This window comes from Lelliottia jeotgali (assembly GCF_016771845.1).
GTDB classification, from domain to species: domain Bacteria; phylum Pseudomonadota; class Gammaproteobacteria; order Enterobacterales; family Enterobacteriaceae; genus Enterobacter; species Enterobacter jeotgali.
The window spans coordinates 43,246-56,070 of sequence record NZ_JAENMQ010000017.1 but is presented as its reverse complement, the minus strand read 5'-3'; the positions used below and the strand labels follow the sequence as shown (position 1 = coordinate 56,070).

General features: G+C 55.0%; 10 protein-coding genes. 6 read left to right on the top strand and 4 right to left on the bottom strand.

The annotated features are described in order from the left end of the window. The first annotated feature begins 7 nt into the window (after positions 1 to 7). On the top strand, positions 8 to 793 hold the full coding sequence (locus tag JBO43_RS21735) for an OmpA family protein (RefSeq protein ID WP_202675056.1): 786 nt from the start codon (positions 8 to 10) through the stop codon (positions 791 to 793). A 66-nt stretch (positions 794 to 859) separates the two neighbouring features. On the opposite strand, the gene gorA is transcribed toward JBO43_RS21735, so the two are convergent. Both gorA and JBO43_RS21725 read right to left on the bottom strand, forming a co-directional pair. Beyond that, on the bottom strand, positions 860 to 2,212 hold the full coding sequence (gene gorA / locus JBO43_RS21730) for a glutathione-disulfide reductase (protein WP_202675055.1): 1,353 nt from the start codon (positions 2,210 to 2,212) through the stop codon (positions 860 to 862). A gap of 70 nt (positions 2,213 to 2,282) precedes the next feature. Next, complete coding sequence (locus tag JBO43_RS21725; protein ID WP_202675053.1) at positions 2,283 to 3,125, bottom strand: 23S rRNA (adenine(2030)-N(6))-methyltransferase RlmJ; 843 nt, start codon at positions 3,123 to 3,125, stop codon at positions 2,283 to 2,285. Between the two features lie 214 nt (positions 3,126 to 3,339). Here JBO43_RS21725 and prlC point away from each other — a divergent pair, with 214 nt between their 5' ends. Together prlC and rsmJ are read left to right on the top strand one after the other, a co-directional pair. Beyond that, positions 3,340 to 5,382 carry an oligopeptidase A gene (gene prlC, locus JBO43_RS21720; RefSeq protein ID WP_202675051.1) on the top strand — a complete coding sequence of 681 codons (2,043 nt, stop codon included), beginning with the start codon at positions 3,340 to 3,342 and terminating at the stop codon, positions 5,380 to 5,382. A gap of 8 nt (positions 5,383 to 5,390) precedes the next feature. Next, positions 5,391 to 6,155, top strand: a complete 765-nt coding sequence (gene rsmJ, locus JBO43_RS21715) for a 16S rRNA (guanine(1516)-N(2))-methyltransferase RsmJ (protein ID WP_202675049.1) — start codon at positions 5,391 to 5,393, stop codon at positions 6,153 to 6,155. Positions 6,156 to 6,246: 91 nt separating this feature from the next. Here the strand turns inward: rsmJ and uspA are convergent, their stop codons facing one another. Continuing rightward, complete coding sequence (gene uspA / locus JBO43_RS21710; RefSeq protein WP_003861223.1) at positions 6,247 to 6,684, bottom strand: universal stress protein UspA; 438 nt, start codon at positions 6,682 to 6,684, stop codon at positions 6,247 to 6,249. 282 nt (positions 6,685 to 6,966) lie between these two features. On the opposite strand from uspA, the gene uspB reads away from it, so the two are divergent. After that, complete coding sequence (gene uspB / locus JBO43_RS21705; RefSeq protein WP_095283811.1) at positions 6,967 to 7,302, top strand: universal stress protein UspB; 336 nt, start codon at positions 6,967 to 6,969, stop codon at positions 7,300 to 7,302. 54 nt (positions 7,303 to 7,356) lie between these two features. Here the strand turns inward: uspB and pitA are convergent, their stop codons facing one another. Next, a complete protein-coding gene (gene pitA / locus JBO43_RS21700; protein WP_095283809.1) occupies positions 7,357 to 8,856 on the bottom strand; it encodes an inorganic phosphate transporter PitA in 1,500 nt (499 codons plus the stop codon). Positions 8,857 to 9,086: 230 nt separating this feature from the next. On the opposite strand from pitA, the gene JBO43_RS21695 reads away from it, so the two are divergent. Both JBO43_RS21695 and JBO43_RS21690 read left to right on the top strand, forming a co-directional pair. Further along, positions 9,087 to 10,283, top strand: coding sequence for a BaiN/RdsA family NAD(P)/FAD-dependent oxidoreductase (locus JBO43_RS21695; RefSeq protein ID WP_095283808.1), 1,197 nt, complete (start codon positions 9,087 to 9,089; stop codon positions 10,281 to 10,283). A gap of 37 nt (positions 10,284 to 10,320) precedes the next feature. Further along, on the top strand, positions 10,321 to 12,753 hold the full coding sequence (locus JBO43_RS21690) for a DUF3772 domain-containing protein (protein WP_095283807.1): 2,433 nt from the start codon (positions 10,321 to 10,323) through the stop codon (positions 12,751 to 12,753). Positions 12,754 to 12,825: the final 72 nt, after the last annotated feature.

The following is a 12,825-nucleotide window of genomic DNA, read 5'->3' as shown; positions in this document are numbered from 1 at the left end:
AGATTTTATGAAATCTATAAATACTATTAGCCTAGTGCTGATCGTTGGATTATTGGCCGGCTGCAGTCGTTCGGTCAGCCATGTTGATTCAGCAGGGAAAACTGAATCCCCTGTTTTTCCTGAACAATCTACAGCGGTACGAGAAGAAGGAAGTTTTGTGAACATTGATAATCTAAAGCAAATGCGTGCTGGATTATCTAAATCGCAAGTCTATGAGTTAATAGGAACACCGCATTTTAAAGAAGGTATCTTTCGGGTGAAGGAATGGGATTATATTTTTCACTTTTCAAAAATAAACGGTCAGGTAATGACTTGCCAATATAAAATCTTATTTGATGATAACTTGAAGGCGCGAAGTTTTTATTACCTTCCTGAAAGCTGTCTTTCACGTTTAAACAAACGGCCAGAAATGGAGCGAAGTGTGAAGATAAAAAAAGAGTTCAGCGCAGAGAGTTTTTTTGAGTTTGGTATTTCACGATTAAGCTCAAATGGTATTGATAAAGTTAAGCAGTTTGCCGCTGAACTGAAACGAGAGAACATATCAGGTAGGGACATTATCATCACCGGATATTCCGATCGTATAGGTACCCCATCAACAAATAAACAGCTTTCACTGGCGCGTGCCGAGTCAGTGAAAAATGTGCTGGTTGAAACGGGAATTCCTGCGTCAGACATTGAAACACAAGGCCTGGCGGATGCGATGCCAAAGGTTTTCTGTCCAGGTGATAAATCGGCTAAGGTCATTGAGTGTCTGGCACCAAATCGACGTATGACTGTGGCTGTTATGAATTAATCGAAGCCCTGACTCGTAAATAAAAAAAGGCCAGAAAATATTCTGGCCTGATTCTGATGAATACGCTTAACGCATCGTCACAAACTCTTCCGCCGCCGTCGGGTGAATCGCCACGGTATTGTCGAAGTCTTTCTTGGTGGCACCCATTTTCAGCGCCACTGCAAAGCCCTGCAGGATTTCATCCATGCCGAAGCCGATGCCGTGGATACCGACGATTTTCTCTTCCGGGCCGACGCATACCAGCTTCATGCGGCACGGCTGGCGGTGAGAGGTCACCGCGGTGTACATCGCCGTGAAGGACGATTTGTACACTTTCACCTGATCGTCGCCGTGCAGCTCGCGCGCCTGCGGTTCAGTTAAACCGACGGTGCCGATTGGCGGGTGGCTGAAGACCACGGTCGGGATGTTGCTGTAATCCAGATGCTCGTCCGGCTTGTTGTTGAACAGGCGCTCGGACAGGCGACGGCCTGCTGCGACGGCAACTGGCGTCAGCTCAACCGCACCGGTGTTATCACCGACCGCATAAATTCCTGGAACACTGGTGTTCTGGAACTTATCGACAGCGATGTAGCCTTTGTCGTTGGTTTTCACGCCGGTGACGGCGAGGTTGAAGTTGTCGTTAGCCGGTTCGCGACCAATCGCCCAGATCAGGCAATCGACGGTCTGGCTGCGGCCATCTTCCAGCTCCAGGGTCAGGCTGCCGTCAGCGTTTTTCACCACCGCTTTTGGTACCGCGTTGGTGTGCAGTTTTGGCCCTTCGGCGTTCATCACTTCAACCAGCGTCTCGACGATCAGCGGATCAAAGCTGCGCAGCGGGGCGTGTTTACGCACGAACAGGTGCGCTTCGGCACCCAGGCCGTTAATCACACCCGCCAGCTCAACGGCGATGTAACCCGCACCGACTACCGCCACGCGTTTTGGCAGGGCAGGCAGTTCGAAGAAACCGTCGGAGTCGATGCCGTATTCCACGCCCGGAATGTCCGGGTGGCTTGGACGGCCGCCGGTGGCGATCAGGATGTGATCGGCGGTGATCGTCTCGCCGTTCACTTCGATCGTTTTCGCATCGACGAAGCGCGCGAAGCCGCGAATGACATCGACGTTATTTTTGCCCAGCACGTTGTCATACGAAGTATGGATGCGGTCAATGTAGGCGGTACGGCTGGCGATCAGCTTGTCCCAGTCGAAGTGATTGATGGTGGTGTCGAAGCCGTAATCCGGGCCGTACATATGGATGGCCTCGCGGATTTGCGCGGCGTGCCACATCACTTTTTTCGGTACACAACCGACGTTCACGCAGGTGCCGCCCAGCTCTTTGGCTTCGATCAGCGCACATTTCTGGCCGTACATGGCTGCACGGTTAATCGAGGCGATACCGCCGCTGCCGCCGCCAATGGCGATGTAGTCATAATGCTTAGTCATAACTTCTTCCTTAATCGTTGATTGCCGCGATTGTATACCTGGAATCCATAGGTTCCACCGATGACTGCGATTACTCTGGCACGATCCAGCTGACGGTCGCGTGACCATGCCCGCTCGGCACCAGGGTTTTATGCAGCCACGGCAGGACGTTGTTCATCTGCGCTTCGAGCTTCCACGGCGGGTTGATGACGATCATTCCGGAGGCGGTCATACCGCGCTGATCGCTGTCCGGACGCACCGCCAGTTCGATCTGCATGATTTTGCGGATGCCGGTCGCTTCCAGCTCTTTGATCATGCGTTTGATTTGCGCGCGCAGAACCACCGGATACCACAGGGCGTAGGTCCCGGTGGCGAAGCGTTTGTAGCCTTCGTTGATGCCGGTAACGACGGCCTGATAGTCGGTTTTGATTTCGTACGGCGGGTCGATCAGCACCAGACCGCGACGGGAAACCGGCGGCAGTTTGGATTTCAGCTGCTGGTAGCCGTCGGCTTTTTCCACGCGTGCGCGATCATCTTTCTGGAACTCGGAGCGCAGCAGCGGGAAGTCGCTCGGGTGCAGTTCGGTCAGCTGGAGGCTGTCCTGCTCGCGCAGCAGCTGGCGCGCAATCAGCGGTGAGCCCGGGTAGTAGCGCAGCTGGCCGCTGCGGTTGAAATGGTTCACTACGCCGATGTACGGCTCCAGCTCAGCCGGAAGATCGTCCTGCTGCCAGATGCGGGCGATACCTTCCAGATATTCGCCGGTGCGCTCCGCGTGCTGGCTGCTGAGCTGATAGCGGCCCGCGCCCGCGTGGGTGTCCAGATAGAGAAACGGCTTATCTTTCTCTTTCAGAGATTCAATAATCAGACTCTGAACGGTGTGTTTGAGGACATCGGCGTGGTTGCCCGCGTGGAAGCTGTGGCGATAACTGAGCATGGGTAAAGGTGTTCCAGTAGAGAATCGTAGGCCCGATAAGCGAAGCGCCATCGGGCGAAAAAAGAGCGTATTGGCACAGTATACAGAAAAGTCCCCGCCGCCGCGAAAGCGCTGCGCCTGGCATTGAAATTCACTACACTTATCCCCATTACAGAAACAATATGCCCAGCGCCGGATGCGCGCTTCATTCACCTTATTCAACAGGACAGCGCTTATGACCAATCCATTACTCACGCCTTTTTCGTTGCCGCCGTTTTCTAAAATCCTCCCTGAGCACGTTGTCCCGGCTGTTACTCAGTCGCTGGATAACTGTCGCGAGGCGGTAGAGCGCGTGGTTGCGCAGGGCGCACCCTATACCTGGGATAATCTGTGCCAGCGCCTGGCGGAAGTGGATGATGTGCTGGGCCGTATTTTCTCGCCGGTGAGCCATCTGAACTCGGTGAAAAACAGCCCGGAGCTGCGCGAAGCCTACGAACAAACCTTGCCGCTGCTCTCTGAGTACAGCACCTGGGTCGGTCAGCACGAAGGGCTGTATAACGCGTATCGCGATCTGCGTGACGGCGAAAACTACGCAAAACTGGATATCGCCCAGAAGAAAGCGGTCGATAACGCCCTGCGTGACTTTGAACTGTCGGGCATCGGCCTGCCGAAAGAGAAACAGCAGCGCTACGGTGAAATCGCCGCGCGTCTGTCTGAGCTCGGCAACCAGTACAGCAACAACGTGCTCGACGCTACCATGGGCTGGACGAAGCTCATCACCGATGAAGCCGAGCTGGCAGGTATGCCAGAAAGCGCGCTGGCTGCGGCCAAAGCGCAGGCCGAAGCGAAAGAGCAGGAAGGTTATCTCCTGACGCTGGATATCCCGAGCTATCTACCGGTGATGACCTACTGCGACAACCAGGCGCTGCGCGAAGAACTCTACCGCGCGTACAGCACTCGCGCCTCTGACCAGGGCCCGAACGCCGGGAAATGGGACAACAGCCCGGTGATGGCGGAAATCCTCGCCCTGCGTCATGAGCTGGCGCAACTGCTGGGCTTTGACAGCTACGCCGAAAAATCCCTCGCCACCAAAATGGCGGAAAACCCACAGCAGGTGCTCGATTTCTTAACCGATCTCGCCAAACGCGCGCGTCCGCAGGGCGAAAAAGAGCTGGCTCAGCTGCGTGCCTTCGCCAAAGCGGAGTGCGGCGTGAAAGACCTGCAGCCGTGGGACATCGCCTACTACAGCGAAAAACAGAAACAGCATCTCTACAGCATCAGCGACGAGCAGCTGCGCCCGTACTTCCCGGAAAGCAAAGCCGTGAACGGCCTGTTCGAAGTGGTGAAACGCATCTACGGTATCACCGCCAAAGAGCGTCACGACGTGGAAGTCTGGCATCCGGAAGTGCGCTTCTTCGAGCTGTACGACGAGAAAAACGAGCTGCGCGGCAGTTTCTATCTGGATCTGTATGCGCGTGAGAACAAACGCGGCGGGGCGTGGATGGACGACTGCGTCGGTCAGATGCGTAAAGCCGACGGCTCGCTGCAAAAGCCGGTCGCCTACCTGACCTGTAACTTTAACCGTCCGGTTAACGGCAAACCGGCGCTGTTCACCCACGACGAAGTGATCACCCTGTTCCATGAGTTCGGCCACGGTCTGCACCATATGCTGACCCGTATCGAAGCGGCGGGTGTGTCGGGCATCAGCGGTGTGCCGTGGGATGCGGTCGAGCTGCCGAGCCAGTTTATGGAAAACTGGTGCTGGGAGCCGGACGCGCTGGCGTTTATCTCAGGTCACTATGAAACCGGCGAACCGCTGCCGAAAGAGCTGCTGGATAAAATGCTGGCGGCGAAAAACTACCAGGCGGCGATGTTTATCCTGCGCCAGCTGGAGTTCGGCCTGTTCGACTTCCGCCTGCATGCGGAGTTCAGCCCGGAGCAAGGGGCGAAAATCCTCGAAACCCTGGGTGAAATCAAGAAGCAGGTGGCGCTCATTCCTGGGCCATCGTGGGGTCGTTTCCCGCATGCATTCAGCCATATCTTCGCGGGCGGCTACGCGGCGGGCTACTACAGCTACCTGTGGGCCGACGTGCTGGCAGCCGATGCCTTCTCGCGCTTCGAAGAGGAAGGGATCTTCAACCGCGATACCGGTCAGTCGTTCCTCGATAACATCCTGACGCGCGGCGGTTCCGAAGAGCCAATGGAGCTGTTTAAACGCTTCCGTGGCCGTGAGCCGCAGCTGGATGCGATGCTGGAACATTACGGAATTAAAGGCTAATCGCGTTCGTGAAAATTTGTTTGATGGATGAAACAGGCGCCGGAGACGGCGCCTTATCTGTTCTTGCCGCCCGTTGGGGGCTGGAGCACGATGCCGATAATCTGATGGCGCTGGTGATGACGCCGGACCATCTGGAGCTGCGCAAAAGCGATGAGCCGAAGCTTGGCGGGATCTTTGTCGATTTCGTCGGCGGCGCGATGGCGCACCGTCGCAAATTTGGCGGCGGTCGCGGCGAAGCGGTGGCGAAGGCGGTCGGCGTGAAGGGGAGCTATCTTCCGGACGTGGTCGACGCGACGGCAGGCCTGGGGCGCGATGCCTTTGTGTTAGCGTCGGTGGGCTGCCGTGTGCGGATGCTGGAACGTAATCCGGTGGTCGCCGCACTCCTCGACGATGGTCTGGCACGCGGATATGCCGACCCGGAGATTGGTCCGTGGTTGCAGGAACGCTTACAGCTGATTCACGCCTCCAGCCTGACGGCGCTGACGGATATCACGCCGCGCCCGCAGGTGGTTTATCTCGATCCGATGTTCCCGCACAAGCAGAAGAGTGCGCTGGTGAAGAAAGAGATGCGGGTGTTCCAGTCGCTGGTAGGACCGGATTTGGATGCGGATGGTTTGCTTGAACCGGCACGCCAGTTGGCGACCAAACGCGTAGTGGTGAAGCGCCCGGACTATGCGCCGCCACTGGCGGATATCGCGACCACGAATGCCGTGGTCACGAAGGGGCATCGGTTTGATATTTATTCGGGGACGGCGGCGGAGGGTGCGGCCTGATGCCCTCACCCCAACCCCTCTCCCACGGGGAGAGGGGCTCGATCGGTGGTTCCCTCTCCCTTTGGGAGAGGGTTAGGGTGAGGGGAAAACCTTACTCGTCCTCTTCATCACGCAGCGGAACAATCAGCATATCAACGTGAACGGTGTTGATCAGCTGGCGTGCGGAGGACATCAGTTTGCTCCAGAAATCCTGGTGATGACCGCAAACGACCAGATCCATATCGTATTTCTTAATCGCATCGACCAGCACCTGACCCAGATCGCCGCTACCACTTAAGGTTTCGGTAATTGGGTAGCCTGCATTGGTGGAGAGCTCAGACAGCGCGTGATGAGTCTCTTCGGAGATGCGTTTTTGCATATCGCCAAGATTGACGTCGATAAGACCGGTGTAGAGATCGGAGTAATTCACATCAACGTGAATCAAAGAAACTTTCGCGTTGTATGGGCGTGCCATGGATACCGCTTTATCAACCAGCACTTTGCTCTCCGGGGAGAGGTCTACCGCGATGAGAATGTGTTTGTAAGCCATAGTGTTACTCCTTCCTTAAGTTATCGATGACTATCAGTTAAGCCGTCGTCTATCTGTCTTCATTACGGCCCAGTTCAACAAATTTTTCAAGCTTTGGTGTTGATAACGATTAACCTTGTGGCAAAAAAATTAACGGATCTCCTACACTATTTAATGAGCCGTTCGGATATTAAAACGTGAACCCGATCGACTTTCGTCATTCTTTCACTGATCTGTCTGTCAGGGCATTGGGGTGCGGTTGTCCAGAAGTCTTGCTTCGTGGGCGGACGCCGGGGAGGAAGTATGATTAGCACCGTCGCATTGTTTTGGGCTTTATGTGTGGTTTGCATAGTGAATATGGCGCGCTATTTCTCATCATTACGCGCGCTATTAGTGGTACTTCGTGGTTGCGATCCGTTGCTTTATCAGTATGTGGATGGTGGAGGCTTCTTCACGTCGCATGGACAGCCCAGCAAACAGATGCGTCTGGTGTGGTACATCTACGCCCAGCGCTATCGCGATCATCATGATGACGAGTTTATCCGTCGTTGTGAGCGTCTGCGTCGTCAGTTCATTTTGACCAGTGCCCTGTGCGGGCTGGTTGTGGTGAGTATGGTGGCGCTGGTGATTTGGCATTGAGCCAAAAAAAAGCGGGTCAGTTTCCTGACCCGCTTTTTCATTTCCAGTCTTACATCAAATCAGTTTCAGCGACAGCCAGTACAGGCCACCCGAAAGCAGAATCGATGCCGGTAGGGTAAACACCCAGGCCATCAGAATGTTGGTCACGGTTTTACGCTGCAAACCGCCGCCATCAACAATCATCGTACCGGCAACCGAAGAAGACAGAACGTGAGTGGTTGAAACCGGCATACCGGTGTAGCTCGCCAGACCGATAGAAACGGCAGCGGTCATCTGCGCGGACATACCCTGCGCATACGTCATGCCTTTCTTACCAATCTTCTCGCCGATGGTGGTCGCCACACGACGCCAGCCAATCATTGTCCCGATACCCAGTGCCAGCGCGACCGCCATGATTATCCAGATTGGCGCGTACTCAATGGTATTGAGCATATCGCCTTTCAGTTTCTTCAGCAGACGCTGGTCATCGTTGTTCACATCAGGCTGTTTCGCGACTTTATCGGTCACATCAGAGATGCACAGCATGATACGACGCAGCTGGCCACGTTGATCAACGGTCAGTTTGTCGTAGCTTTCGATATCACTCAGCATTCCTTTAGCACGTTCCAGCGCGCTGATCGCGTTTGCCGGATGGCAGTGGAACTCGCCTGGTGCGGTAGTGGCGCCTGGCTGTGGAGAAGGAATCAGTTGATCAACACCGGTCACTCGTTTCAACAGCTCAGGGTGCTGCTGGAAGTAAACTTCGACGTTGTTAACGGCATCACGGGTACGGGTGATTTCGTATCCGGTGGCGTTCATGTTGACCACGAACCCTGCCGGAGCGACACCAATCAGGACCAGCATGACCAGGCCAATGCCTTTCTGACCGTCGTTTGCGCCGTGAGAGAAGGCGACACCAATAGCGGAAAGAATCAGAGCGATACGCGTCCAGAATGGCGGCTTTTTCTTGCCATCTTTCTTTTCACGTTCTGCGGGAGTCAGGTGAATACGGGCGCGTTTTTTGGTACCGCTCCAGTAACGACGCAGGATGAAAATCAATCCACCTGCAACGACCAGGCCCACAATAGGGGAAATAATCAGTGAACCGAAGATCCCCATCACTTTAGGGATGTTCAGTGCGTCAACGACAGACGTGCCGGTCATCAGGGCGTTAGTTAACCCGATACCGATAATCGCGCCGATCAGCGTGTGAGAACTGGATGCAGGCAGGCCGAAATACCAGGTACCGAGGTTCCAGATAATGGCGGCAAGCAGCATAGAAAATACCATCGCAAGACCATGCGCTGAACTCATATTCAGAAGCAGATCCGTAGGCAGCATGTGAACGATGGCGTAGGCTACGCTTAGACCACCGAGAAGAACACCAAAGAAGTTAAAGACAGCCGCCATAACAACCGCAACTTGCGATCGCATTGCGCGAGTGTAGATAACCGTTGCGACTGCGTTCGCAGTGTCGTGGAAGCCATTGATAGCTTCGTAAAACAGTACAAATGCCAGAGCAAGCAATAGTAAAAGCCCGGTATGTAAATCCAGACCAGCAAACAAATGTAGCATAGGACGTTACGCCATTTAGGAGGACATGAACGCGGCGCATTATCCAGGACAAATGCGCAACGGGCAAAGTGAAATATAGCTTTTTTTTGATATACCTTCTGGTTTGTTTACGTCTGGTAAAGAAATATATTTTATATTTCAAATAAATGACTGACATATCGCTTTTTTGCGCTGGTGCGACCACATAGGAAACTTTACAATTCGCGCCGGTTAAACAAGAGGATTTTGATGTGGAAAGGTTTGATGCCGTCATTATTGGCGCCGGTGCGGCGGGAATGTTCTGTGCGGCGATGGCCGGGCAGGCGGGTCGTCGTGTTCTGTTGCTGGATAATGGTAAGAAACCCGGCCGCAAGATCCTGATGTCTGGCGGGGGTCGCTGCAACTTTACGAATTTATATGTCGAACCCGCCGCGTATTTGAGCCAAAACCGTCATTTTTGCAAATCTGCCCTGGCGCGATATACCCAGTGGGATTTTATCGATCTGGTCGGTAAACACGGAATTGCCTGGCACGAAAAAACGCTGGGCCAGCTGTTTTGTGATGACTCCGCGCAGCAGATTGTCGATATGCTGGTGGCCGAATGCGAGAAGGGTAGCGTCATCACACGCTTGCGTACTGAAGTCCTGAGCGTCTCGCGCGATGACAGCGGTTATACGCTGGAACTGAACGGCGACACGGTTAGCGCCGACAAACTGGTGATTGCCAGCGGCGGACTGTCGATGCCAGGACTGGGCGCAACGCCGTTTGGCTATAAAATCGCCGAGCAGTTTGGCCTGAAAGTGCTGCCAACGCGCGCAGGTCTGGTGCCGTTTACCCTGCACAAACCGCTGCTGGAGCAGCTTCAGACATTGTCCGGCGTATCGGTGGCCTCGACGATCACCGCTGAAGACGGCACGGTTTTTCGCGAAAACCTGCTTTTCACCCATCGTGGACTGTCTGGCCCGGCAGTGCTGCAAATCTCCAGCTACTGGCAGCCGGGCGAGTTCGTTACCGTCAATTTAGTCCCGGACTGCGATTTGGCAGCGTTCCTTGATGAACAACGCGCTGCGCATCCGAATCAAAGCCTGAAAAACACACTGGCGATGCAGTTGCCGAAACGTCTGATTGAATGTCTGCAACTGCTGGGGCAAATTCCAGATGTTACGCTTAAGCAACTCAACGTACGCGATCAGCAGGCGCTGGTCGACACGCTGACCCACTGGCGCGTCCAGCCAAACGGCACCGAAGGCTATCGCACGGCAGAAGTGACGCTGGGCGGCGTGGACACCGACGAACTCTCTTCCCGAACAATGGAAGCCCGCAAGGTTCCTGGCCTGTACTTTATCGGTGAAGTGATGGACGTGACGGGCTGGCTGGGCGGATACAACTTCCAGTGGGCCTGGGCCAGCGCGTGGGCCTGTGCGCAGGCACTGGCGCAAAGCGATTAATCATCCATTTTTTTGAATTCGCGGATATAACCTGACTATGCAAAAAATGTTAAAAATGCCAGCGCTGCTGGCATTGTTGTTATGTCTGATGATGACGCCTTTTCTTTCACAGGCGGAAGACGCTCCTGCGACCACCGAGACCGAACAGCCGGTAAAGGTGAACGTCAGCACCGCGCTTCCGGCTCTGCAAAAACGGCTGGATACGCTCAAGCAGCAGGTTTCTGCGGTGAAGACGGAAAAGAAATTCACCGCTCTGAATGACGATGCGCTCAAACTCGCCGAAGACGCAAATAAACTGGCCGTGCAGCTCGCGCCCCAGCTGACGCAGATTCAGGCGCAGCTTGATGTCCTCGGCCCGGCTCCCGCTCCGGGTACGGTCACGGAAACGGCGCAGGTAGTCGGCCAGCGTAAGCAACTTAATAACAGCAAAACGCTGCTGACCACCCAGATTGAGCAAGTCAAAGCTATCGCCGTTAATGCCCAGAATCTCTCCAGCCAAATCTACGGCCTGCGACGCGATGCGCTGAAAACGCAGATCGCCCTGAATACGGGCAGCATTCTGGGGGAGAAATTCTGGTCGCCGCTGATCTCGCCCAATGAGAAAGACACGCAGCGGTTTAATGAATTTGGCTCGCAGGTCAGCGACGCCTGGCATCAGGCGTGGGACGAAGAGTGGTACTTAGGCTCCGGTTTTTATCTATTACTGGCGCTCATTATTGGTCTGTTCGGACGCAAAGCGCTGGATAAACCGATGAACTGGATCCTGCCGCGCTGGTTACCGCAGGGGCGTTTTCGCCGCAGCTTCCTCGCCTGTTTCACCACGCTCAGCACCACGGTAACGTTCGGCATCAGCATGCAACTGCTGTGCTATATCTTCACGCGTTTGCCGGACACCTCCCGCCTGGTGATGGATTTTGCCGATCAGTTGATTGAACTTACCTGGTTCTCGGCGGTGATTGCCGGTCTGGGGATCGCGTTGCTGTCGAACAGCCATCCGTCGTGGCGCTTGCCGGGCATTGCCGATCCGCTGGCGAAAACGCTCGCCTCGTTCCCGATTCTGCTTGCGGCGTTTATTTTCATTTTCGGCATTATCGAGCAGCTCAACGGCCTGGTCGGGTCGAGCATTGATGCGACGCTGTTTGGTAACGGTTTGTCGGCGCTGCTGGTGGCGCTGAACTGCCTGATCGCCCCAATACGCGTTAACCGAATGCGGCGTAAAATGCGCGCTGAAGGCGAGCAAACCGAGGCGCGTTCGACGATGGCGGGTCTTATCCATCTGGTGATCAGCCTGACGGCGTTCGTGATTCTGCTTGCGCTGTTGATTGGCTATATTCCGTTGGCGCGGTTTGTCACCTTCGAGCTGCTGTGGATTGGCCTGGTGGTCAGCTGCCTGTATCTGCTGATCCACTTCGTGGTGGATCTGTGCGAAGCGGTGTTCTCGCCGACCACTCAAAGCGGGAAGATTTTACAAAGCACGCTGAGCGTCAACGAGCGCCATCTGTCTCTGGCATCGACGCTGTTCTCTGCGCTGGGTAAAACCACGCTGCTGTTGATGGCCCTCGTTGCGTTGCTCAACGGCACCTTCGGCACCACCACGCCGCTAGAACTGGTCAGTAAAATCGCCGACATCTGGGGCGGGAAAGGTCTTGAGAGCATGAACATCATCCCGGCGCACGCGGTCAATGCCGTGCTGTGCCTGGTGGTCGGATGGTACATCTTGCGCTCCTCGCGCCGCTGGCTGGATCACGAATTCCTGCCGAAAACCACGATGGACAGAGGGCTGCGCGCGTCGCTGGTGACGCTGTTCACCAACGTCGGTTACGTCCTGCTGATTATGCTCACCCTGTCGATGCTCGGCATTGAGTGGAATCGGCTGGCGTGGATCGTCAGCGCCTTGTCGGTCGGTATCGGTTTTGGTTTGCAGGAGATCGTAAAGAACTTTATCTCCGGTCTGATTCTGCTGACGGAACGCCCGGTGAAAGTGGGGGATTTGGTGAGCATCAGTGGTGTGGAAGGTGATATCCGTCGCATCAACGTGCGTGCGACGGAAATTCAGCTCAGTGATAAATCCACGGTCATTGTCCCGAACTCGCAGCTCATTTCCCAGAACGTGCGTAACGCGACGATGGGTAATGCGCAGGGCGTTGCCACCATCGCGCTGACTTTCCCGCTGGATATCGACCCGGAACAGGTGCGCAATCTGCTTCTGGAAGCGTATTCCTTGCATGACTCCATTCTGGAAACGCCTGCGCCATCGGTCAGTTTTAAAGAGCTGGGGCCAAACGGCATTGTGCTGAGCGTGACCGGGTACGTGAACAGCCCGCGTATGGTCAGCGGAACGCGCAGCGACCTGCTGTATGAAATCCTTAAAATGCTGCGTGCGGCGGGCATTAGCCTGAGCCAGACGCAAACAATGGTGCTGGAGCAGCCGCACAGAATCAAGGCTGAGGATGAAGCCAAAGGTCAGTGATAAACTTGATTGGGGCGGCATATAGCCCACTTTTTATTTTGTTCGTTTTTGCATTTTGCATGGTGTGTATTT